The sequence below is a fragment of the Rhodococcus sp. Z13_19A genome (genome assembly GCF_058133575.1).
In genome coordinates, this window is record NZ_JBYUNN010000001.1 from 1,307,973 (window position 1) to 1,330,315 (window position 22,343).

The 22,343-nt window shown below is 74.3% G+C and carries 22 protein-coding genes and 1 tRNA gene; 16 read left to right on the forward strand and 7 right to left on the reverse strand.

The annotated features are described in order from the left end of the window. Positions 1-40 precede the first annotated feature (40 nt). Positions 41-832 carry a Fic family protein gene (locus tag AC3YNX_RS06085; protein WP_489982455.1) on the forward strand — a complete coding sequence of 264 codons (792 nt, stop codon included), beginning with the start codon at positions 41-43 and terminating at the stop codon, positions 830-832. 107 nt (positions 833-939) lie between these two features. Continuing rightward, a complete protein-coding gene (locus AC3YNX_RS06090) occupies positions 940-1,377 on the forward strand; it encodes a pyridoxamine 5'-phosphate oxidase family protein (protein ID WP_127784575.1) in 438 nt (145 codons plus the stop codon). Between the two features lie 343 nt (positions 1,378-1,720). On the opposite strand, the gene AC3YNX_RS06095 is transcribed toward AC3YNX_RS06090, so the two are convergent. From AC3YNX_RS06095 to AC3YNX_RS06105, 3 genes are all read right to left on the reverse strand, one after another. Continuing rightward, on the reverse strand, positions 1,721-2,548 hold the full coding sequence (locus AC3YNX_RS06095; RefSeq protein WP_489982456.1) for an HAD family hydrolase: 828 nt from the start codon (positions 2,546-2,548) through the stop codon (positions 1,721-1,723). Positions 2,549-2,781: 233 nt separating this feature from the next. Beyond that, positions 2,782-3,378 (reverse strand): TMEM175 family protein, encoded by a 597-nt coding sequence (locus AC3YNX_RS06100; protein WP_489994892.1) that lies wholly within the window; start codon positions 3,376-3,378, stop codon positions 2,782-2,784. Continuing rightward, entirely contained in the window at positions 3,375-3,962 is a 588-nt protein-coding gene (locus tag AC3YNX_RS06105) for a DapH/DapD/GlmU-related protein (RefSeq protein WP_489994893.1), read from the reverse strand. Before AC3YNX_RS06105 ends, AC3YNX_RS06100 begins: the two co-directional genes overlap by 4 nt. A 170-nt stretch (positions 3,963-4,132) precedes the next feature. Here AC3YNX_RS06105 and ssd point away from each other — a divergent pair, with 170 nt between their 5' ends. From ssd to AC3YNX_RS06140, 7 genes are all read left to right on the forward strand, one after another. Then, positions 4,133-5,218: a septum site-determining protein Ssd gene (gene ssd, locus AC3YNX_RS06110; protein ID WP_489994894.1), complete on the forward strand. Its 1,086-nt coding sequence runs from the start codon at positions 4,133-4,135 to the stop codon at positions 5,216-5,218. After that, positions 5,206-6,399, forward strand: a complete 1,194-nt coding sequence (locus AC3YNX_RS06115; protein ID WP_127781804.1) for a TadA family conjugal transfer-associated ATPase — start codon at positions 5,206-5,208, stop codon at positions 6,397-6,399. The genes ssd and AC3YNX_RS06115 overlap by 13 nt, the downstream gene beginning before the upstream one ends. Continuing rightward, positions 6,396-7,184, forward strand: a complete 789-nt coding sequence (locus AC3YNX_RS06120) for a type II secretion system F family protein (RefSeq protein ID WP_489994895.1) — start codon at positions 6,396-6,398, stop codon at positions 7,182-7,184. Before AC3YNX_RS06115 ends, AC3YNX_RS06120 begins: the two co-directional genes overlap by 4 nt. A gap of 131 nt (positions 7,185-7,315) precedes the next feature. Then, positions 7,316-7,897 carry a type II secretion system F family protein gene (locus AC3YNX_RS06125; protein ID WP_489994988.1) on the forward strand — a complete coding sequence of 194 codons (582 nt, stop codon included), beginning with the start codon at positions 7,316-7,318 and terminating at the stop codon, positions 7,895-7,897. A gap of 117 nt (positions 7,898-8,014) precedes the next feature. After that, on the forward strand, positions 8,015-8,212 hold the full coding sequence (locus AC3YNX_RS06130) for a DUF4244 domain-containing protein (protein ID WP_127784577.1): 198 nt from the start codon (positions 8,015-8,017) through the stop codon (positions 8,210-8,212). Beyond that, positions 8,212-8,595 carry a TadE family type IV pilus minor pilin gene (locus AC3YNX_RS06135; protein WP_489994896.1) on the forward strand — a complete coding sequence of 128 codons (384 nt, stop codon included), beginning with the start codon at positions 8,212-8,214 and terminating at the stop codon, positions 8,593-8,595. The genes AC3YNX_RS06130 and AC3YNX_RS06135 overlap by 1 nt, the downstream gene beginning before the upstream one ends. Continuing rightward, positions 8,592-8,930: an Rv3654c family TadE-like protein gene (locus AC3YNX_RS06140; protein WP_489982462.1), complete on the forward strand. Its 339-nt coding sequence runs from the start codon at positions 8,592-8,594 to the stop codon at positions 8,928-8,930. The genes AC3YNX_RS06135 and AC3YNX_RS06140 overlap by 4 nt, the downstream gene beginning before the upstream one ends. A 21-nt stretch (positions 8,931-8,951) precedes the next feature. Here AC3YNX_RS06140 and AC3YNX_RS06145 read toward each other — a convergent pair whose 3' ends face one another. Further along, positions 8,952-11,276 (reverse strand): DEAD/DEAH box helicase, encoded by a 2,325-nt coding sequence (locus tag AC3YNX_RS06145; protein WP_489994897.1) that lies wholly within the window; start codon positions 11,274-11,276, stop codon positions 8,952-8,954. A gap of 295 nt (positions 11,277-11,571) precedes the next feature. Between AC3YNX_RS06145 and AC3YNX_RS06150 the strand changes: the two genes are divergently transcribed. The 6 genes from AC3YNX_RS06150 (at position 11,572) to AC3YNX_RS06175 (ending at position 17,522) form a co-directional block, all read left to right on the forward strand. Continuing rightward, a complete protein-coding gene (locus tag AC3YNX_RS06150) occupies positions 11,572-11,775 on the forward strand; it encodes a cold-shock protein (RefSeq protein WP_127781809.1) in 204 nt (67 codons plus the stop codon). Between the two features lie 202 nt (positions 11,776-11,977). Further along, on the forward strand, positions 11,978-12,532 hold the full coding sequence (locus AC3YNX_RS06155; RefSeq protein WP_489982586.1) for a hypothetical protein: 555 nt from the start codon (positions 11,978-11,980) through the stop codon (positions 12,530-12,532). A 127-nt stretch (positions 12,533-12,659) separates the two neighbouring features. Beyond that, a complete protein-coding gene (gene topA / locus AC3YNX_RS06160) occupies positions 12,660-15,560 on the forward strand; it encodes a type I DNA topoisomerase (RefSeq protein WP_489994898.1) in 2,901 nt (966 codons plus the stop codon). 30 nt (positions 15,561-15,590) lie between these two features. Then, on the forward strand, positions 15,591-16,790 hold the full coding sequence (locus tag AC3YNX_RS06165) for a DNA polymerase III subunit delta' (RefSeq protein WP_489982465.1): 1,200 nt from the start codon (positions 15,591-15,593) through the stop codon (positions 16,788-16,790). 60 nt (positions 16,791-16,850) lie between these two features. Then, positions 16,851-16,926, forward strand: a tRNA-Thr gene (locus tag AC3YNX_RS06170). Between the two features lie 83 nt (positions 16,927-17,009). Beyond that, positions 17,010-17,522, forward strand: coding sequence for a luciferase domain-containing protein (locus AC3YNX_RS06175; RefSeq protein WP_489994899.1), 513 nt, complete (start codon positions 17,010-17,012; stop codon positions 17,520-17,522). 160 nt (positions 17,523-17,682) lie between these two features. On the opposite strand, the gene AC3YNX_RS06180 is transcribed toward AC3YNX_RS06175, so the two are convergent. Continuing rightward, positions 17,683-18,201 carry a MarR family winged helix-turn-helix transcriptional regulator gene (locus AC3YNX_RS06180; RefSeq protein WP_127781814.1) on the reverse strand — a complete coding sequence of 173 codons (519 nt, stop codon included), beginning with the start codon at positions 18,199-18,201 and terminating at the stop codon, positions 17,683-17,685. Positions 18,202-18,272: 71 nt separating this feature from the next. On the opposite strand from AC3YNX_RS06180, the gene AC3YNX_RS06185 reads away from it, so the two are divergent. Continuing rightward, on the forward strand, positions 18,273-19,700 hold the full coding sequence (locus AC3YNX_RS06185; protein ID WP_489994900.1) for an FUSC family protein: 1,428 nt from the start codon (positions 18,273-18,275) through the stop codon (positions 19,698-19,700). A 1-nt stretch (position 19,701) separates the two neighbouring features. Here the strand turns inward: AC3YNX_RS06185 and AC3YNX_RS06190 are convergent, their stop codons facing one another. Together AC3YNX_RS06190 and AC3YNX_RS06195 are read right to left on the reverse strand one after the other, a co-directional pair. Continuing rightward, the gene (locus AC3YNX_RS06190; RefSeq protein WP_489994901.1) at positions 19,702-21,093 is read right to left on the reverse strand and encodes an amidohydrolase family protein; all 1,392 of its coding nucleotides are present in this window, start codon (positions 21,091-21,093) and stop codon (positions 19,702-19,704) included. Beyond that, positions 21,090-22,286 carry a CoA transferase gene (locus tag AC3YNX_RS06195; RefSeq protein WP_489994902.1) on the reverse strand — a complete coding sequence of 399 codons (1,197 nt, stop codon included), beginning with the start codon at positions 22,284-22,286 and terminating at the stop codon, positions 21,090-21,092. The genes AC3YNX_RS06190 and AC3YNX_RS06195 overlap by 4 nt, the downstream gene beginning before the upstream one ends. Positions 22,287-22,343 lie beyond the last annotated feature (57 nt).

Genomic DNA, 22,343 nt, shown 5'->3' on the forward strand with positions numbered 1-22,343 from the left:
CGTGCGGTAGTGGCGGTGCACGCCGGTAGCGTTACTCGACGTGTCTGCCGCCGCTCGTTCCTCCGCGCAACCCTCCGCCGACGACCCCCTTGTGCCGATCCTGCGGCTTCCTGGTGTGGCCGAGGCCGCAGAGTCCGCCGGGGCGGCGATCGCCGAGGTGCACCGCCACCGCGCCAACCGGCGGGGCTTCCCGCTCTCGGCCACCGAGGCCTCCATCCGGGCCGCCCGTGCGTCGGCCACCCTCGACGGTGGCGCGCCCGAGCTGCCGGCGGAGGACTCCGACGGCGAGGTGGCCGACCCCGTGCTCGCCGGCTCGGTGCGGGTGGCAGCGGCGCTGGACGGCACCGCCCTGGAGGCCACCCTGCGGGTGTGGAGCCGGGCCCCGCTACAGGTGCTGGCGCGGCTGCACCTGCTGGCCGCGTCCGGGCTGAGCGATCCCGACGCGCTGGGCCGGCCGCGCCCGGGCGCCGGGGTGGCCCAGCGGCTGGACCTGCTGGCCCAGCTGGTCACCGGGGGCACCAAGGTCCCGGCCGCGGTGCTCGCCGCGGTGCTGCACGGCGAGCTGGTCACGCTGGCGCCCTTCGGCACCGCCGACGGGGTGGTCGCCCGTGCCGCCTCCCGGCTGGTGGCGGTGAGCACCGGGCTGGACCCGAAGAACCTCACGGTGCCCGAGGTGTACTGGATGCGCCGCCCGGCCCAGTACCGCGACGAGGCGGCCGCCTTCGCCGCCGGCAGTGCCGACGGCATCGCCACGTGGGTGCTCAGCTGCTGTGCCGCGCTGGAGGCCGGTGCGCGCGAGGCGACCTCCATCGCCGACGCCCACCCGGGCTAGTGCCCTACGCTCCGGAGCAGTTGTGGTCCGCGTCACCAGGATCGGCCACGGACGTGAAGGAGATTTCCGTGAGTGCTGCAGAGCAGAAGCGCGGCCGCAAGATCGCCATGTCTGCGCCCGAGCGAGACGCGTTCCTGGCCGAGCAGCGCACCTGCCGGATGGCCACCGTCAGCGCCGACGGCGCCCCGCACGTGTCACCGCTGTGGTTCATCTGGGACGGCGAGGCGCTGTGGATGCAGAGCATCACCCGCAGCAAGCGCTGGGCCAACCTGGCCCGTGACCCCCGGGTGGCGGTGGTGGTGGACGACGGTCACGACTACCTGGAGCTGCGCGGGGTGGAGCTGCACGGCAGCGTCGAGGTGGTGGGCGAGGTGCCTCGCACCGGTGCGCCCGACGAGGTGCTGGTTCCGATGGAGCGCAGCTTCGCCCAGAAGTACTTCGGTCTGGACGAGCTGCCGCACGACGGCAAGCACGCGTGGCACCGGCTGGTGCCGACCAAGATCGTCAGCTGGGACTTCCGCAAGCTCGCCGAGCTGGGCCGCTAGCCCGCCTCGCCCCCGCGCACGCGGAACGACGCCCCGCCAGGGGTGGCCGGGACGCCGTTCACGGTCACGAGCAGCTCGGGTACCAAGCGTGCACGGTGCGCGGAGTTGGTAGGCCTCGGCGTCAGAGGACATCTGTCGACTGTCGCAGGCCCTGCCACGCTGCCTTTGTCGTCGGCCTGCGCGTGGGTTCCGAGCGTTTCGCGTCGAGCCTCGAGTGGGGGGTGAGACCTTCTCATCCGATCCCACCGTGGCCGGTTCGCGGCTCTGCCCTCAGTTCTACGCCGTGATTTCGCCCACATCAAGACTCTTCGGGCAACGACTCCTGCCCCGTGCTGGTGGCGGATCAGCGCCCGCGGCGACGGCGGGCGAGGCCGTACCAGGTGGCGCCGGCCGCCGCGGCACCCAGCCCTACCGCGGCGGTGGCGACGGCGGAGGAGGAGGCCGTGGGGATGCGGGCTCGCAACGGCACCGGTGCGGAGAAGGTGAGCATCGGCCAGCCCCGCTGGGTGGCCTCCTTGCGCAGCAGCCGGTCGGGGTTGACGGCGGTGGGGTGCCCGACCGCGGTGAGCATCGGCAGGTCGGTGGAGGAGTCGCTGTAGGCGTAGCTGGCCTCGAGGTCGTAGCCGCGCTCGTCGGCGAGCCGTCGGATCGCCTCCGCCTTGGCCTCGCCGTAGCAGTAGAAGTCGACCTCGCCGGTGTAGCGCCCGTCGGCCTCCACCATGCGGGTGGCCACGCTGTGGTCAGCACCGACCATCCGGGCGATGGGGGTGACCATCTCGTCGCCCGACGTCGACACCACCACCACGTCGTGGCCCCGCGCCTTGTGCTCGGTGATGAGCTCGGCGGCCTCGACGTAGACCAGCGGGTCGACCACGTCGTGCAGCGTCTCCTCGACGATGGCCCGCACCTGCTTGACGTCCCAGCCGGCGCAGAGGGAGGTGAGGTGGGCACGCATGCGCTCCACCTGGTCGGCGTCGGCGCCGGCGAGCAGGAAGAGGAACTGCGCGTAGCTGCTCTTGAGCACTGCTCGGCGGTTGATCAGGCCCTCGTGGAAGAACGGGCGGCTGAACGCCAGCGTGCTGGACTTGGCGATGATCGTCTTGTCCAGGTCGAAGAACGCCGCTACCGGGCGCTGGTTGGTGGGCACGGCAGCGGTCACACGAGGCAGCATAGGGCGCGGCCCCGACATCGGCCGGGGAAGTATCGACACGGGTGGTGCATGTGTCGAAGTTTTGGGGGTAGAGTCGACGTCGCCTGGACTTGTTCCAGGTGTGCTCAGCCCGACCCCCCGGGGCTGAGCTCGACGACCCCCGCCCCTCCCCCCTGGCGGGGGTCGTCCCTTAACTTCTGGACGCTGTCGTCAAGGACGAGTTCTCCTGTATTTCGGAGTCCCGACCTCCAGCGTTACCGCATCCGCAGGAACAGCCGCAGCAGCGGTCCCTGCAGGACCAGCAGGAGCAGGGCCCACAGCCCCACGGTCGGCATGGCCACCCCGAGCGCCAGCGCTGCGGCCAGGGCGACCGCGGCGCTCGCTGCGTGCTGGACGCCGAGCCCGGTGCGCTCGCTCGGGGCCGTCAGTGCCTCGTCACGACTCATCAGCACCGCCATCGCCACCCCCGCAGCGCTGGTCACCAGCATGGTGCCGATGTAGAGGCCCACCGCTCCACGGTGCTGACCGTCGAGCGTGGCCACCACCTGGGTGGGAAACGGCAGGAACACGATGCTGAGCAGCCACAGCATGTTCAGCCACACCAGCGCCGGCGTGTGTCCCCGCAGCGGTTGGAACAGGCGGTGGTGGGCCGCCCAGAAGCGGCCGATCACCACGAAGCTGAGCACGAACGCGAGCAGCTGGCTGCGGTGGTCGGCGAGCACCTCACCGAGCGGTCTGGCCTGCACCTCGGGCGCGATGTCCACCAGCGGCAGCACCAGCAGCGTGGCGGCGATGGCCACGACCGCGTCGCTGTAGCTGATCAGCCGCTCGACGGCGCGTTGCTCGCTCACCCGCTCGGGAAGGCGTCGTACCCGGTCATGCGGATGAGCTTGGCCGGCACGCCAGCGACGATCGCGTTGGCCGGCACGTCCTTGGTCACGACCGAACCAGCTCCCACGATCGCGCCGTCACCGACCGTCACGCCCGGGACGACGGTCACCCCAGCACCGAGCCACACCTTGCGGCCGATCACGACCGGCGCCGGGGACATGTCCGCGCGCTGGTCGGGGTTGATCCCGTGGTTGAGCGTCGTCAGGGTGCTGCCGTGGCCGATGAGCGCACCGTCCCCAACGGTGATGCCGCCGGTGTCCTGGAAGCGGCAGCCGATGTTGATGAAGATGTCCTTGCCCAGGGTGAGGTTCTTGCCGAACTCGCTGTAGAACGGCGGGAAGACAGCGACTGACTCGTGCACGGTCTTTCCGGTGAGTCGAGCCAGCAGGGCGCGCACCTCCTCGGGGGTGCGGTATCCGGTGTTGATCTCGGCCACGGTCCGCAGCGCCTCCTGGGCGGCGCCGTGCATGAACTGGTGTTGTTCGGAGCCGGCTTCGATCAGCGCGCCGCGGTTCACGTGGTCCAGGAAGTCCTGCAGCTCCATCGTCCGGATCCTGCCACTCAGCGCTCGTCGTGGTGCCGCGGTGCCTCAGTGATCACTGGGACGGGGACTTCTGGGGCGTGCCGGGTGGCCCTGTCCACAGCGGGCGGAGTCATCCACAGGTCACAGCCGCACCACAGGGCTCGCGGGGGAGTCCGCCCACGCTGACTGTCATGACCACCACGGCCCCACGGATCCTCGCTCTGCTGTCCGCCGAGTCGCTGCAGGAGGAGGCGCTGCGCCTGGCTGCGGCCGCGGGCTGCGAGCTGGAGCTCTGCCTGGACCCCGGCGGGGCGCGGCTGTCCTGGGGCAGCGCGCCGCTGGTGCTGCTCGACGACCGGGCGGCACAGGGCTGCGTCGCGACCGGGCTGCCGCGCCGACCCGGGGTGGTGGTGCTGGGCGAGGGACCGGTGGGCGACGAGCCGTGGCGCAGCGCCGTGGCGGTGGGGGCGGAGCACGTGGTGACCCTGCCCGAGGGCGAGCGGTTCCTGGTGCACCTGATGAGCGAGCAGCAGGAGACTGCGGCTGGCGCCGGGCTGGTGGTCGCCGTGCTCGGCGGACGCGGCGGGGCGGGGGCCTCGGTGCTCGCGGCTGCGGTGGCCACCGCAGCGGTGGCGGAGGCTCACCGCTGCCTGCTGGTCGACTGCGACCGCCTGGGCGGCGGGTTGGACCTGGTGCTCGGAGCCGAGGACCGCGCGGGCCTGCGGTGGTCCGGGGTGGCCCTGACCGGCGGCAGGGTGGCAGCCGGTGCGCTGCGGGAGGCGCTGCCCAGCGCCGACGCCCGCGGTCTGCTCACGGTGCTCTCCTGCGGGCGGCAGGAGAGCGTCCCCTCGGCCGAGGCGGTGGCGGCAGTGGTGGACGCCGGGGCGAGGGGTGGCGAGGTGGTGGTGTGCGACCTGCCGAGGGAGCCGGGCCCGGTCACCGCCGCCGTGCTCGACCGCGCGGACCTGGCTGTGCTGGTGGTGCCGGCCGAGGTGCGGGCGTGCGCCGCAGCCGCCGCCCTGGTGCAGGCGCTGGGGGCACACGGTGCAGGGCTGCAGCTGGTGGTGCGCGGCCCGGCACCCGGTGGTCTTCGCGCGGTCGACGTCGGGCAGGCGCTGGGGCTGCCGCTGCTGACGACCATGCGCCCGCAGCCGGGGCTCGGTGCAGCGCTCGAGCGGGGTGGGCTCAGCGAGACGCGGCGCTCGCCGCTGTTCAGCGCGGCCCGGCAGGTGCTCGCCGCGCTGGAGACCGCCGGTGGCCGCGGGTGGGCGGCGTGAGCGCGCTGCTGGAGCGCGAGGAGCTCCTGGACCGGGTGCGCCACCGCTTGGCCGAGGTTCCCGGGGAGCTGAGCCCGGCGGTGGTGGCCGCTGCGATCCGCGCAGAGTCCGGTGGGGTGCTCGGGGACACCGACCTGCTCGCCGCGCTGCGGATGCTGCAGACCGAGCTCTCCGGTGCCGGGCCGCTGGAGGGGCTGCTGCACGAGCCTGACGTCGCCGACGTCCTGGTCACGGCGCCGGACGCGGTGTGGGTGGACCGTGGCGCCGGGCTGCGGCGCAGCGAGGTGCGCTTCGCCGACGAGGCCGCCGTCCGCCGCCTGGCCCAGCGGCTGGCGCTGTCGGCCGGGCGCCGGCTGGACGAGGCTCAGCCGTGGGTGGACGGTCGGCTGCCCGACGCGGGCTACGGCGGGGCCGGGGTTCGGCTGCACGCGGTGCTGCCACCCGTCGCCGCCGATGGCACCTGCCTGTCGCTGCGGGTGCTGCGCCCGGCCACCCAGGGCCTGGACGCGTTGGTGGCCGGCGGCGCCGTCAGCGTGGAGGGCGCGCAGCTGCTGGCGGCCATCGTGTCCGCGCGCCTGGCCTTCCTCGTGGTCGGCGGCACCGGCGCCGGCAAGACGACCCTGTTGGCCGCCCTGCTCGCCCGGGTGGATGCCGCCGAGCGCATCGTCTGCGTGGAGGACGCTGCCGAGCTGGCGCCCCAGCACCCGCACGTGGTCCGCCTGGTCGCGCGTGCGCCCAACGTGGAGGGCGTCGGTGAGGTGACCGTGCGCCAGCTGGTGCGCCAAGCCCTGCGGATGCGGCCGGACCGGGTGGTGGTGGGGGAGGTCCGCGGCGCGGAGGTGGTGGACCTGCTCACCGCCCTGAACACCGGGCACGACGGGGGAGCCGGCACGGTGCACGCCAACTCCCCACAGGAGGTGCCCGCCCGGCTGGAGGCACTGGCCGCGCTGGGCGGGCTGGGGGCCAGCGCGCTGCACAGCCAGCTGGCCGCCGCGGTGCAGGTGGTGCTGCACGTGCACCGCGGCGCCGACGGGGCCAGGGGGTTGACCGGCATCGGCGTGCTCACCCGCTCGCCCGGCGGCACCGTCTCGGTGCTGCGGGCGTGGACCCGCGACGACGGCGCCGGCGCGGGCATGGGGCTGCTGGTCGAGCTGCTCGCCCAGCGCGGGGTGCCGCTGTGACCGCCACCCTCGCCCTCGCAGCCGGCCTGCTCGTGCTGCCCGACAGCGGTGCCCGAGCGCGGCTGCGTGGGCTGGGCCACGACGCAGCTGCGGCACGCCGCCTCCCGACGCTGTCGGCGGCCGGGGTGGCTGTGGCCGCTGCGAGCGTCGGCGTGCTGGCGGGCGGACCGCTGCCGGCCGTGGCGGCGCTGCTGCTGGCGGTCACCGCCCACCGGCGCTGGCGGCTGCGCCGACGGTCCCGCGAGGACGCGCTGGCCTCTGCCACGCTGGTCGCGGCGCTGGAGGTGCTGGTCGGCGAGCTGCGGGTGGGCGCCCACCCGGCAGCAGCGTGCGCCGCGGCGGCTGCGGAGGTCAGTGGTCCGGTGTCGGTGGTGCTCGCCGAGGCCGCTGCCCGCGCCCGGCTGGGTGCCAGCGCCGCGTCCGGGTTGCGCTCGCGCCGACCCGGGCTGGACGCCGAGCTGGACCGGGTGGCCGCCGCGTGGCGGGTGGCCGACGAGCGCGGGGTGGCGCTGGCCGAGCTGCTCGAGGCGGTGCGCCGCGACCTCGCGGGCCGGTTGCGCTTTCGCAGCCGCACCGAGGCCGGGCTGGCCGGTGCCCGCTCCACGGCCGCGGTGCTCGCGGGTCTGCCGCTGCTGGGCATCGCGCTGGGCCAGGCGATCGGCGCGCACCCCGTGCGGCTGCTGCTGCGCGACACCACCGGCGGACTGCTGCTGGTCACCGGCACGGTGCTGATCTGCGCGGGCCTGGCCTGGACCGGGCGCATCACGGCCAGGGCCGTGCGGTGACGGCCACGGCGGTGCTGCTCGCGCTGGCTCTGCTGGCGGCGCCCACGGTGCCGTCCCGCGCCCGGGTGCAGGCCCTGCTCAGCGCCGCGGACCCGAGCCAGTCGAGTCGGGCTGACGCGGTGGCCCCGGTGGTGGTGGCTGTACTGCTGGGGCTCGCGGCCGTGCTGGGCATCGGCGGTGCTGCCGGAGCGACCTGCGGGGTGCTGCTGGCGGCGGGTGGCTACGTGGGGATGCGCCGAGTCAGTCGCGGTCCCGCCACTCCGCCAGACCGGCTGGGTGCGGCGGGTGCCTACGACCTGCTGGCCGCGTGCCTGCACTCCGGGCTGCCGGTGGCCACCGCCGTGCTGGTGGTGGCCCCCTCGGCGCCCCCGGCGATGGCTGCGGCGCTGCGCCAGGCGGGCGAGCTGCTCCAGCTGGGTGCCGACCCGGCAGCGGCCTGGGCCACGGCGGCGGAGCAGGAGGACACCGAGCCGCTCGCCCGGCTCGCCCGCCGCTCCGGGCGCTCCGGTGCGTCGCTGGCCGGGGGCGTGGCCGAGCTGGCCGAGCTGCAGCGGGCGGCCGCCGAGGACAGCGCGGCCGCGGGGGCCGAACGCGCGGGCGTGCTGGTGGCCGGGCCGCTGGGGCTGTGCTTCCTGCCGGCCTTCGTCTGCCTCGGCGTCGCGCCGGTGGTGGTGGGGCTGGCCGGGCCGCTGCTGCAGGGCGGGCTTGTCTGAGCCACGAGTTGTCCACCGTGGACGGTCCACGGTGCGCAGAAGGGGGACGTGATGACCAGAACCACGCAGGACGTGCGGAAGCAGGACGGCGCAGGAGCGAAGGGCACGGGGGAGACGATCAGCCTCAAGCAGCGGCTGACCACCAGGCTGCTGCTGGCAGCGGCGCAGGACGACGGGATGTCCACGGCCGAGTACGCCATCGGCACCATCGCCGCCGCAGCCTTCGGGGCGGTGCTCTACACCGTGGTCACCGGTGACTCGGTGGTCGGTGCGCTCACCGGCCTGGTGCAGCGAGCGCTGTCCACCAGCGTCTGATGCGAGCCGTCGGTCGGGCCGCCGTCCGCGATGACTGTGGCGGGGTCACGGTGGAGGCAGCCATCGCGCTGTCCTCGCTCACCGTGGTGCTGGTGGCGGGGATGGGCGCGGTGCTCGCGGTGGCGATGCACGTGCAGTGCCTCGACGCTGCGCGGGAGGCGGCCCGGCTGACGGCGCGGGGAGAGGGAGAGCGGGCGGTGTCGGTGGCCGAGCAGGTGGCGCCCCGCGGAGCGGCGGTGTCGGTGCGCACCGAGGGTGACACCGTGGTGGTGCGAGTGGAGGCCACCAGTGCCCTGCTGCCCGCGGTCGACATCTCCGGGGAGGCGGTGGCGGTGCTCGAGCCCTCTGCCGGAGAACCCAGCGCCGCGCTGGTCGGGCCGTGAACGAGCGGGGTTCGGCCACCGTGTGGACGGTGCTGGGCATGGCCACGCTGCTGGTGGTGGTCGGCGTGGTGGTGCAGCTCGGTGCTGCAGTCGGCGCCCGCCACCGTGCGGAGGCCGCTGCCGACCTCGCGGCGCTGGCTGCGGCGAGCCACGTGCTGGAGGGGGAGGCCGCTGCTTGTGGGCGGGCGGCGGTGGTCACCGACGGGATGGACGTGAGCCTGGCGTCGTGCCGCCTGGACGGCTGGGACGCGGTGGTGGAGGTGGACGCCGCCGGACCCGCCTCGCTGGGCTCCGCCCACGGCCGAGCCCGCGCCGGCCCGGTGCAGGGCGAGTGAGCGGGGGCTGGGCGGAGGTGGCTAGGCGGAGATCGCGGCGAGCACGGCGTCGAGCACCCGCACCGCGCCCGCCTTGTCCAGCGGGTCGTTGCCGTTGCCGCACTTGGGCGACTGCACGCAGGACGGGCAGCCGCTGGTGCACTCGCACGCCGCGATGGCGTCCCGGGTGGCCTGCAGCCACCGCGGCAGCTCGGCGTGCCCGCGGTCGGCAAAGCCCGCCCCACCGGGGTGGCCGTCGTGCACGAACACCGTGGGCAGCCCGGTGTCGGGGTGCAGCGCCGTGGACACCCCGCCGATGTCGCCGCGGTCGCAGGTGGCCACCAGCGGCAGCAGCCCGATGGCGGCGTGCTCGGCGGCGTGCAGCGAGCCCGGCACGTCGGCCGCGGCCACCCCGGCGCGGGACAGCAGCTCCTCGGTGACGGTGTACATCACCGCGCGGGTGCGCAGCGTGTTCGCCGGCATGTCCAGCTCCACCGACTCCAGCACCTCCCCCGACGGCGCCCGGCGCAGGTAGCCGGTCACCTGGCTGGTCACGTCCACCTCGGTCAGTGCCACCGACACCTCGCCGTGGTTGGTCTGCTCCAGCACCTTGACGATGGCGATGTCACTGGCCTCCCGGGCCGAGGTGGACCAGTCGGGGTCCTCCGCGTGCACCAGCGCCACCCCGTGCTCCAGGTCCAGGGCGTCCACCACGTACGACTCACCCTGGTGCAGGTGCACCGCGCCGGGGTGCACCTGGGCCGGGGCCTGCCCGCTCTCCACCGTGCCCAGCATCCGGCCGGTGGACTCCTCCACCACCGCCACCAGCAGGCCACCGGAACCACGCAGGTCCAGCTCCTGGTGCGGGTGCTGCCCCGCGGCCAGGTACCAGCCGCGCGGGCGTCGGCGCAGCACGCCCAGCTCGCACAGCTCGGCCAGCAGCTCCGTGGGCGAGCCCCACAGCTGCTCCACCTCCGCGTCGGTCAGCGGCTGCTCGGCCGCGGCGCACGCCAGGTGCGGGCCCAGGATGTAGGGGTTGGTCGGGTCGGTCACCGCCGCCTCCACCGGGCGGTCCAGCAGCGCCGCGGGGTGGTGCACCAGGTAGGTGTCCAGCGGGTCGTCCCGGGCCACCAGCACCACCAGCGAGCCCTCGCCGCGCCGTCCGGCCCGGCCGGCCTGCTGCCAGAACGACGCCACCGTGCCGGGAAAGCCCGCCACCACCACCGCGTCCAGGCCGGCCACGTCCACCCCCAGCTCCAGCGCGTTGGTGGTGGCCACCCCCAGCAGGGTGCCGTCGTTGAGCGAGCGCTCCAGCTTGCGGCGGTCCTCGGCCAGGTAGCCGGCCCGGTAGGCGGCCACCCGCCCGGCCAGCGCGGGGTCGACCTGTGCCAGCGCGCGCTGCGCGCCCAGGGCGGTCAGCTCCGCCCCCCGGCGGGAGCGCACGAACGTCATGGTGCGGGCGCCCTCCACCACCAGGTCGCTCATGATCCGCGCGGCCTCGGTGCCCGCGGGCCGGCGCACCGGGGCGCCGTTCTCCCCGGTCACCTCGGCCAGCAGCGGCGGCTCCCACAGCGCCACCGTGCGCGGTCCGTGCGGCGAGCCGTCCTCGGTCACCGCCACCACCGGTGCGCCCACCAGCCGCGACGCCGCGGGACCTGGGTCGGCGGAGGTGGCGCTGGCCAGGATGAACACCGGCTCGGAGCCGTAGCGCGCGCACAGCCGCTGCAGCCGGCGCAGCACCAGGGCCACGTGCGAGCCGAACACCCCGCGGTAGGAGTGGCACTCGTCCACCACCACGTAGCGCAGCCGGCGCAGGAAGCGCACCCAGCGCTCGTGCCGGGGCAGCACCCCGCGGTGCAGCATGTCCGGGTTGGTGAACACCCAGCGCGAGTGCGCCCGCACCCAGTCGCGCTCGTCCAGCGGGGTGTCGCCGTCGAACATCGCCGCCCGCACCTCCCGGTCGCCCAGCGCCTGCGCCGAGCGCAGCTGGTCCGCGCCCAGGGCCTTGGTGGGAGAGAGGTACAGCGCGGTGGCCCGCGGGTCCTGGGCCAGCGCGGTGAGCACAGGCAGCTGGTAGGCCAGCGACTTGCCCGACGCGGTGCCGGTGGCCACCACCACGTGCTGCCCGGAGTGGGCCAGCGTGGCCGCGGTGCTCTGGTGGGTCCACGGCTGGGCCACCCCCCGCTCGCCGAGCGCGGACACCAGGGCGGGCGTCACCCAGCCGGGCCAGGCGGTGTGGGCAGCCACCCGGGCAGGCAGCTGTGCGACGTGCGTCACAGGTGACTGTGCGCCGGGAACGCCGGCCAGCACCCGGTCGAGCAGCTCGGAGCCGTACGTGCCGGGTGAGCAGGGCAGAGAGGTAGTCATCTGGGTGCGACCCTAGTCCCGCCCGCACCCCTGCACGAGCACCCCCGAGCGGCGCGGATGGGGTGTGCATCACAGAGATTTGGGGTGATTTCTGCCCGTGGGGTGTCGCCGAGGCGAAGATCGTGGTTCACTTGTACTCGGTCGCAGCTTCTGTGTTCGTGAGGTCTTGAGAAAGCACACGCGCTCGCAGGATCGGTGTTGCGGGTGTGGTGTCTTTCGGGGGGCCCACTCGTTACCGACCCGGTAGGTCGTACGTGCGGCCGACTGAAATCATTTTGCAAGAGGAGATACAGGCATGGCACAGGGAACTGTGAAGTGGTTCAACGCGGAGAAGGGGTTTGGCTTCATCGCCCCCGAGGACGGTTCGGCTGACGTCTTCGTGCACTACTCCGAGATCTCGGGCAGCGGCTTCCGCACCCTCGAGGAGAACCAGCGCGTGGAGTTCGAGGTCGGCCAGGGCACCAAGGGTCCCCAGGCGACGGGCGTCCGCGCCCTCTGAGTTTTCCCACTCAGCTTCACTGAGCCCCCACCGTCCTCGACGGTGGGGGCTCAGTCATTTCTGGGCACGGGCGCCGGCGGGCCCGTCGACCGTGCCGCGTCAGCTCAGCACACAACCGGGGGACATGAACGATGCGGGGCAACACCAGCTGTCGAGGGCAGGGCCGGCGGTGACCGACCAGCTGTCCTTCTTCTCTGCGGACATGGCCGTGCCCGCGGTGAGCGACCTGGCGGGGCTGCTGGTCGCGCACGGGCAGGCGTTCCGCGCTGGGGGGCGCACGCGCGTGTCGGTGGTGCTCGATGCCCCGTGGCGTGCCGTCGCGGTGGCTGAGCTGATCCGGGAGACCGGACTCACGGCTGAGACGGACGTCTCCGAGCAGGGTGCGCCGCTGGTGCGCACCGGTGGCTCCGACGGGCTGGCCGCGCTGGGCCGGGCCTGGACCAAGGGGGCGGTCAAGGCCGTGCCCCGCGGCTGGGTGCCCGACGGCCGGGCGCTGCGCGCGTGGGCCCTGGCAGCGGGCCGCTGCCAGGACAACGACTACGTCCTGGGGCTGGACCCGCACGCGCCGGACACCCACCAGGCCGCGGCCGCCGCGCTGGCCCGCGCCGGCCTCGCCTCCATCCTGCTGGGCGCCCGTGGGGGTGGCCCGAGCCTGCGGGTGAGCGGGCGGCGACGGGTGCTGCGCCTGAGCGAGATGCTGGGTTCGGCACCGTCGGCAGTGCCCGCCAGCGGGTACTGGCCGGTCGCGAAGCGCTGAGACTCAGAGCGCACCGCACCCGGCCGCCTACTGTGGTTGTGGGCGTCGTGTGCCACTCTGTGCTTGCCGCAGGGCTCGGGCAGTGAGCGCGTGGCACGTCGGGGGCAGCAGGAAGGTGCGGATCTAGTTGGCAACACGCAGCAAGGCGGCAGGCAGCGGCACGCGCCGGTTGGTGATCGTCGAGTCACCCACCAAGGCGCGCAAGATCGCCCCCTACCTGGGTGCTGACTACGTCGTCGAGGCTTCCAGCGGGCACATCCGCGACCTCCCCCGTGGTGCCGCCGACGTTCCCGCCAAGTACAAGGGCGAGGGCTGGGCCCGGCTGGGCGTGGACGTCGACCACGACTTCGCCGCCCTCTACGTCGTCAGCCCGGACAAGAAGAGCAAGGTCGCCGAGCTCAAGCGGCTGCTGGCCGACGTGGACGAGCTCTACCTCGCCACTGACCCCGACCGCGAGGGCGAGGCCATCGCCTGGCACCTGCAGGAGACCCTCAAGCCCAAGGTGCCGGTGCGCCGCATGGTGTTCCACGAGGTCACCGAGAGCGCGATCCGCGAGGCCGCCGCCAACACCCGCGAGCTGGACACCGACCTGGTCGACGCCCAGGAGACCCGCCGCATCCTCGACCGCCTCTACGGCTACGAGGTCAGCCCCGTGCTGTGGAAGAAGGTCATGCCGCGGCTGTCGGCCGGCCGCGTGCAGTCGGTGGCCACCCGCATCATCGTGCAGCGGGAGCGGGAGCGCATGGCGTTCCGCTCCGCCTCGTACTGGGACATCTCCGCCACCATGGACGCCGGCGCCGACGCCACCCCGCAGACCTTCGGCGCGCGGCTGTACAGCGTGGACGGCGCCCGGGTGGCCACCGGCCGCGACTTCGGCCCCGACGGCCAGGTGAAGTCCTCCTCCACCGTCACGGTGCTGGACGAGGCGCACGCCCGCCGCCTGGCCGAGGCGATGCAGGGTGTCGGGCTCACCGTCACCTCCGCCGAGGACAAGCCGTACACGCGCCGTCCCTACGCGCCGTTCATGACCTCCACGCTGCAGCAGGAGGCCGGCCGCAAGCTGCGCTTCTCCAGCGACCGGACCATGCGCATCGCCCAGGGGCTGTACGAGAACGGCTACATCACCTACATGCGCACCGACTCCACCACGCTGTCGGAGTCGGCCATCAGCGCAGCCCGCACCCAGGCCCGCGAGCTCTACGGCGAGGCCTACGTGCACCCGCAGCCGCGCCAGTACACCAAGAAGGTGAAGAACTCCCAGGAGGCGCACGAGGCAATCCGCCCCGCCGGGGAGCGCTTCCAGACCCCGGGCGAGCTGCACTCCACGCTCACCCAGGACGAGTACCGCCTCTACGAGCTGATCTGGCAGCGCACCATCGCCTCCCAGATGGCCGACGTGCGCGGCACCACGCTGAGCCTGCGCATCAGCGGCACCGCCGGCACCGGCGAGGAGTGCGTGTTCGCCGCCTCCGGCCGCACCATCACCTTCGCCGGCTTCCTCAAGGCCTACGTGGAGACGGTGGAGGACAGCTCCGACGCCGCCGCCGACGACGCCGAGTCGCGGCTGCCGCAGCTGACCGAGGGCCACGTGGTGACCGCCGCCGACCTCGAGGCCGACGGCCACACCACCAGCCCCCCGGCGCGCTACACCGAGCCGAGCCTGGTCAAGGCGATGGAGGAGATGGGCATCGGTCGCCCCTCCACCTACGCCGCGATCATCAAGACCATCCAGGACCGCGGCTACGTCTACAAGCGGGGCAGCGCGCTGGTGCCCTCGTGGGTGGCCTTCGCCGTCATCGGGCTGCTGGAGGGGCACTTCGGCAGGTTGGTGGACTACAACTTCACCGCCTCCATGGAGGACGACCTCGACAGCATCGCCGGGGGCCGGGAGAGCCGCATCGACTGGCTCACCTCCTTCTACTTCGGCGGCCAGGACGGCGACGCCGACTCCGTGGCCCGCACCGGTGGGCTGAAGAAGCTGGTGGGGGTGAACCTGGAGGGCATCGACGCCCGCGAGGTCAACTCCATCCGGATGTTCGACGACTCCGAGGGTCGAGCGGTCTACGTCCGGGTGGGGCGCTTCGGCCCGTACCTGGAGCGCACCGTCACCGGGGAGTCCGGCGAGCCGGAGTCGCAGCGGGCCAACCTGCCCGACGACCTCTCGCCCGACGAGCTGACCCTGGAGGTGGCGGAGAAGCTGTTCGCCACGCCGCAGGAGGGCCGCAAGCTCGGCACCGACCCCATCAGCGGGCACGAGATCGTGGCCAAGGAGGGCCGCTTCGGCCCCTACGTCACCGAGCTGCTGCCCGAGCCGCCGGCCGAGGCCGAGGCCCCGGCGGAGGCTGCTGCCGAGGAGCCGGCCGCGTCGACCGCGACCAAGACGGCAACCAAGACCGCAGCCAAGAAGACTGCTGCCAAGAAGACACCGGCCAAGAAGACGGCGAAGAAGGCGGCCGGCCCCAAGCCGCGCACCGCCTCGCTGCTGAAGTCGATGGACCTGTCCACGGTGACGCTGGAGGACGCCCTGCGGCTGCTGTCGCTGCCGCGGGTGGTGGGCGTGGACCCGGACAACGGTGAGGAGATCACCGCGCAGAACGGCCGCTACGGCCCGTACCTCAAGCGCGGCACCGACTCCCGTTCGCTCACCGACGAGGAGCAGATGTTCACCGTCACCCTGGAGGAGGCGCTGAAGATCTACGCCGAGCCCAAGCGGCGGGGACGGCAGGGTGCGGCCAAGCCGCCGCTGCGCGAGCTGGGCAAGGACCCCAACACCGACCAGCCGATGGTGATCAAGGAGGGCCGCTTCGGTCCCTACGTCACCGACGGTGAGACCAACGCCAGCCTGCGCAAGGGCGACGCGGTGGAGAGCCTGACCGACGAGCGGGCCATCGAGCTGCTCGCCGAGCGTCGGGCCCGGGGCCCGGCACCCAAGAAGTCGCCCGCCAAGAAGGCCCCGGCGAAGAAGGCGGCGGCCAAGAAGGCGCCTGCCAAGAAGGCTGCAGCCAAGAAGGTCGCTGCCGAGAAGTAGCACGGGCACGAGGCAAGAGGTGGAGTTCAGGTGAGCGGAGTCTTCGACCGGCTCGTCGGCCAGCAGGCCGTGGTCGACGGACTGTCAGCTGCTGCCACGGCCGCCAGGTCGGCGACCGCCGCGGCCGGTGGCGACTCGGCCATGACGCACGCCTGGCTGTTCACCGGCCCGCCCGGCTCCGGTCGCTCGGTGGCCGCGCTGTGCTTCGCGGCGGCGCTGGAGTGCACCGCACCGGGCGAGCCCGGCTGCGGGGTGTGCCAGGCCTGCCACACCGTGCTGGCCGGCACCCACGGCGACGTGCGCCGGGTGATCCCCGAGGGCCTCACCATCGGGGTGGCCGAGATGCGGGCCATCGTGCAGATCGCCTCGCGCCGGCCCAGCACCGGCCGCTGGCAGGTGGTGGTGGTGGAGGACGCCGACCGGCTCACCGAGGGCGCGGCCAACGCGCTGCTCAAGGTGGTGGAGGAGCCGCCGCCGCGCACCGTGTTCCTGCTGTGCGCGCCGTCGGTGGACCCGCAGGACATCTCGGTGACGCTGCGCTCGCGCTGCCGGCACGTGGCCCTGCGCACCCCGTCGGCCGACGCCATCGCCCAGGTGCTGCGCGAGCGCGACGGCCTGGAGCCCGAGCGTGCGCAGTGGGCAGCCTCGGTTGGCGGTGGCCACGTGGGCCGCGCCCGGCGCCTGGCCACCGACGGCGACGCCCGCCAGCGCCGCGCCGCGGTGCTGCAGATCCCGCACGCCGCCACCAGCCCGCGCACCGCCTACGCCGCGGCGGAGGACCTGGTGGCGGCCGCCGAGGCGGAGGCCAAGGCCGCCTCTGCCGGCCGCGACGCCGCGGAGACCGAGGAGATGCGCACCGCCCTGGGCGCCGGCGGCACCGGCAAGGGGGCGGTGGGGGCGCTGCGCGGCTCGGCCGGGGTCCTCAAGGACCTGGAGCGCCGGCAGAAGTCGCGGGCCACCCGGGCCCAGCGCGACGCCATGGACCGCGCCCTGGTGGACCTGGCCGGCTACTACCGCGACGCCCTGGCTCGCGCCTGCGGAGCCCAGGTCAGCGCCACCCACCCCGACCAGGCGGACGCGGTGGGCCAGCTGGTGGCCCGGTCGACGCCGGAGGGGCTGCTGCGCTGCCTGGAGGCCGTGCTGGCCTGCCGGGAGGCCCTCGCCGCCAACGTCAAGCCGCGGATCGCGGTGGACGCCATGGTCGCCACGCTGGGATCAGCCGTCCGCTAGGAGCCCGGGTTGGGCCCGCAGCCCAGGGGCTCGCTACACTTGCCGCGCCCTCAGGGGCACGCCGCCTTAGCTCAGTCGGTAGAGCATCTCACTCGTAATGAGAAGGTCGTCGGTTCGATTCCGACAGGCGGCTCCACCATCTCCCTCGGTCACGCTGGTTTCCTCTACAGCGAGGCCGGGGGATTATTCATTGAGGATAACCACGGGGCAGGAACTTTGATGAACACCGCAGAGCTCGAGATCCCGGTCCGCGGCGGACCGCGTCCCTCGACCACATCGACCAACCCGCACGTGCAGCTTGATCAGAACGCCCCGGTCGAGCTGCAGGACCAGCTACGTGACCACGCCCTGTCACTGCCGGGCGTCAGCCGCGGCGAGAGCCGGGTCTCCGTGCCCGGCACCGTCGCCTTCTTCCTCAACGATCCGGCGGAGCCGCCGGCGCTGCCCGACATCCTGGGCGGTGAATGGGGCCACATTCATCCCCACCTCGATGGCAGCCTGCATCTCCACGTCCCGACCGCCCTGGCCGAGCGGTTGATCGCGGCCGGCTGGGCGGAGTACCACTGCCTGGTCGCCCCAGGCTTCATACCGCCGATCGTGATCATGCTCTACGGGCCTCGCGACGAAGAGGAGCTCGCCGTCTGCGCAGCCATTGTCGAGGAGGCCTACCTGGCCGCTGGCGGGCACCTCAGCGATCAGGACGGACGCGCCCTGGGCCTCGACGAAGGCTGACCAGTGCATCCGGCCGCCCTCCGGTCCGGTCCGGAAGCTGCTCGATCGCGGCGTCGTCCCCGCCCTGCGCGAGCTCGTCGCGCAGCAGCGCGACGCTGCCACGCAAGACCACTGAGTCGGCACGCTGTCATCATCCCTCGCCGGCTTTCGCCCTCCCCTGCTAGTCGCGCCGCACGGCGTCCTCGGTGTGGCGCAGCACCAGCCGCAACGCCGCCTCCAGCTGCTCCCGATCACCGGTGTCCAGCCCGGCCAGCAGGCTCTCGTCCAGCGCCAGGCAGGCCGGCAGCTCCCGCTCCACCAGCGTGCGCCCGGCCTCGGTCAGCTCCAGCAGCACCACCCGGGCGTCGCGGTCACCCCGCGAGCGCCGCACCAGGCCCGCCTCGGCCAGCCGGGTGGTCAGCTTGGTGGTGGAGGCGTTGCTCAGCAGCGTGGCGGCAGTGACCTCGCTGGCCCGCAGCGGACGATCCGCACGGGCCAGCGAGCACAGCAGGTCGAGCTCGGTGCGCGAGACGCCGGCCGGGCGCAGCCGACGCTCCTGCGCCTGGTGCCACAGTGCCGCGATGCGCCCCATCCGGGCGATCAGCTCCATCGACGAGGTGTCCAGCGTCGGGCTGGCCTCGGCCCACGCCGCCCGGGCGCGGTCGACGAAGTCCCCGGTGGAGCCGGAGTCGGTAGTCATGGGAGGTCCTGCTTCCAGCACGGCGGCGCGAATACGTTTCAGGGATAGTTTACCGGTGTATTATTAGCGGAGTGCCGGTCCCCGCGTCGATGACCACCGCCCGAGTCCAGCACACCCGGAGCGCCCTGGCGCACGCCTGGTCCCCGCACGCCTGGCGGGACGTGCTCGCTGTCCGCCCCGCCGACGCGGCCATCGTGCCAGCCCTGCGGGTCGCCGTGGCCATGCTGGTGACCCTGTGCGTCGGTGGACTGGTGGGCCAGCAGCAGCTGGCAGCCATCGCCACCCTGGGCGCGCTGTGCTCGGCGTTCTGCCGCTACGAGGCCTACCCCTACCTGGCGCGGCGCCTGGTGCTGGTGGGGCTGCTGCTCGTCGCCAGCACCGCGGTGGGCGGCGGGCTGGGTGCCGCGGAGGCGCCCATCGGCGTGCAGGTGGGGGTGCTCGCCGTGCTGGGCGCGGTGGCGCTGGTGGTGCTCACCGCCTTCCGCATCCTCGGCCCCGGACCGGTGATCATGATGTTCGCCGCCTCGGCCGGAGCCGGCTTCGCCGACAGCGCCGCCGACGTCGGACGGGTCACCCTGGCCACCGGCCTGGGCGTGGCGGTGGGCGCGGCCTGCTGCCTGGTCGGCGTGCTCTGGCTGCCGCTGGGGCCCGCACGCCTGGCCGTCGCCCGAGCGCTCGGTGCCCTCGACCGCCACGCGCCGGGGGCGAGCGTCGAGCCGGTGCGGCAGGCCGTCGCCGCTGCTCGCACCACCGTCGCGTGGAGCCCGGCCGGCCCCCGCACCGACCCCCGCCGCCGCGTGCTGTGGGCCCTGCTGGACCAGGCCGAGCAGGTGCTGGCCACCGGCGACCTCGCGGGGCGCCAGCGGCTCACCCGCCACGAGCCGGCCCTGCGGCGGCTGTGGCCGATCCCCCTGGACACCGAGCACCTGGACGCGGACCTGCTCGCCCACGCCGACCAGCTGGGCACCCCGGCCCGCACACCGGGACTGCTCGCCCAGTCGTTGCGCCGCCTGGCGGACGCGGAGCTGCTGCGCGGGTCCGTGCGGGTGCTGGCGGGCGCGGCACTGGCCGGGCTGCTCGCGGTGGAGCTGGGCCTGGCTCACCCGCTGTGGGCGGGGATGGGGGCGATGGCGGCGCTGCAGGGCCTGACCTACCACAGCACCCTGCAGCGGGGCGTGCAGCGTCTGTCCGGCAACGTGGTCGGCGGGCTGGTCGCGGCCGGTCTGCTGGCGCTGGACCTGGGCTACTGGCCGCTGGCCGCGATCGCCGTGCTGCTGCAGCTGCTGGTGGAGCTGATGGTCGCCCGCAGCTACCTGTTGGTGCAGGTGGGGGTCACGCCGATGGCGCTGTTGCTGGCGTCGCTGGGCAGCCCGTTCGGCCCGAACATGGCACTGGACCGGGTGGGCGACACCCTGGTGGGGGTGCTGGTCGGCGCGGTGGTGGGCGTGGCGACCATCTCCCTGGCCGACCACCACCACCTCCAGGTGCGCCACCAGTAGCTCAGCCGAACACCCGCTCGCCACCCACCAGAGTCATCCGCACGGCGTCGGAGCGGGGTGCGGCCAGCACCTCGGCCAGCGGGGCGTGCAGCAGCACCAGGTCAGCCAGGACGCCCGGACGGACGCGGCGCGCCGGGCCGCCGGGGTCGTCCGGCGGCCCGAGGTAGCCGGCCAGCGCCTCGGCGGGCGTGAGCCGTTCGGCGGCACCGACCACCGCACCGGACGCTGCGCGCCGGGTGACCGCCGCGGCCAGCACCGCCCACGGGTCCAGCGGCCCGTAGGGGGCGTCGCTGGACAGCGCCAGCGGCACCCCGGCGTCGAGCAGCGTGCGGCAGCGGTACAGGTCGGGGAGGTCGCAGGCGTCGACGTGGGCGAGGTAGTCATCGCCGCGGTCGGCGAGGAAGCCCGGTTGGGTGATCACCCGCAGCCCGTGCCGGCGCAGCTCGGTGAGGCTCTCCACCGGCACGAGTGCCGCGTGCTCGACGCGGTCGCCCGGTCGCGCTCCCACCTCCTCGAGCGCCGCGAGCAGGATCAACAGCGCCTCCCGGGACACGCAGTGCGCCGCGATCGGCCGCCCCTGACCGTGCACCTCGGTCACCAGCGCGGCCAGCGCGGACGGCTCGGGCAGCCCGGAGTCGGCGAGCACGATCTTGTACGGGCCCACGGTGAGGCGCTCGGTCGCAGCCATCCCGGTCGGGGCGCCCAGCAGCTGCACCCGTTGCGGGAGCTGACCACCCTGCACCGCCTCGGCGATCGCGCGCACCGACTTCTCGGCCAGGTCGGGGGAGGCGTCGGTGACCGCGGTGATGCCCAACCGGGACAGGTCCGCGCCCACGCCCGACAGCGGGGGCGGACCGCTGGCCGGCAGCCGCTCGCGCAGCCAGTCGTCGGCGCGCCACACCCGTCCGGTGGGCCGTCCGGCGGTGTCGCGCTCCACCCCGGGGTGGGTGGCGGTGTCCAGCCCGACGGCGGCGGCGGCCAGGTTGTTGAGCACCCACAGCGCGCCGCTGCGGTGCTGCAGCCGCACCGGGCGCTGCGCGCAGAGGGCGTCCAGGGTGTCGCGGTCGAGGTCGCCGGCCACCCCCTCGTGGTAGCCGACCCCGCGCACCCAGCCGTGGGGGTCACCGGCCGCGGCGTGCAGGGCCCGGGCCAGGCCGGTGGCGTCGGTGCACCGTCCACACCGGACGGACTGCGCGTGGGCGGTCACGGCGTGCAGGTGCAGGTGGTGGTCGGCCAGCCCGGGCAGCAGGGCACCGCCGCGGGCGTCCACCACGAGGCGCCCTGGGGTCGGCTGCAGGCCACGGCCGACCTCGGCCACCACTCCCGCCACCACCTGCACGTCCACCCCGGCCTGGCCGTCCACCTCACAGCCGCGCAGCAGCAGGCTGGTCACGGAGCGGCGATCCCGAGGCCGCGCAGCACCTCGTTGGTGCTCGCCCCGCTGGTCGGCGCGAGCCCGCGTGGCGGCCGGGCCCGCGGCAGCGCCACCGGCAGGTCCTCCTCACCCCGCACCACCCAGCCCTGCTCGCCCCGCACCACTCGTCCCTCCGGCGCCGGCCCGCTCAGGGTGGCCGCGACCACGTCGGCCATCGACACGTCCCACAGCGCCCCGCCGCCGCCCAGTGGGTCGGACATCGCCAGCGCCGCGGCGGTCAGGCCAGTGAGCGGATCGGCCAGGGCGTCACCCACGAACACCGGAAGCCCGGCCGCGTCGTGAGCCACCAGGCCGCTGGACGCCGCCACGTCGTCGCCGAAGCCGACGCGATCACTCGCCCGGCCGGCCGCGGTGATGGAGACCCAGGTGCCGCCGCCGGACACGTGCTCCGCGGCGCTCAACCCGAACCGGGCCAGTGCCCGCGGACGAGAGGACTCGATGACGATGTCGGCCCGTCGCACCAGGGCCTGCAGGGACTGGCGGCCCCCGGCGGTGGCGGGGTCGAGCACCACCGAGGCGTGCCCGCCGTGCAGCAGGCGGTAGAAGTCGGGGTTGCCGCGGCGCGCTCCGTCGGGACGCTGCGGGGTCTCCACCGTGACCACCCGCGCCCCGGCCAGGCCCAGCAGGTGCGCGCACAGCGGTCCCGCCCACAGCGCGCTGAAGTCCACCACCAGCAGCCCGGCCACCGGTCGGGGACGCGCGGGCCAGAGCGGCGCCGCAGCGCGAGGGTGCACCGGTGCGGCCGGCACGCCCAGCAGCTCGGCCCGCTCTGCCAGCTCGGCACCGGCGGTGACGCGCAGCCAGGCTGCCACCGTGGGCCACGGGTCCTCGCCCAGCGTCTCGCCCACCAGCGCACCCAGCAGCAGCGGGTCGCCGGGTCGGGCGCACGAGACGGCCGCCCAGCCGTCGGCGGTGGGCAGCAGCCTGCAGCTGCCGCCCAGCGAGGTTGCGCCCTGGCGCTGGTGGCCAGTGAGGGCGGCGCGCTCGGCGAGCAGCGCGCCCCCGTCCACCTGCGCCGTCCCGCAGGTGGCGTCGGCGATCCAGGAGGCGAGCCGGCGGGCGGTGGTGGCGGCGTGGCCGGGTGGCAGCAGCGGCGGCCCGTCCCGGTGCCCGGTGAGCGCGAGGACCCCGCTGGCGGCCCAGTCGCGCACCACTTCTCGGCTGTCCGGCGCAGTCTGGTGTGGACCTGTGGGCAGCGGTCCCGGCAC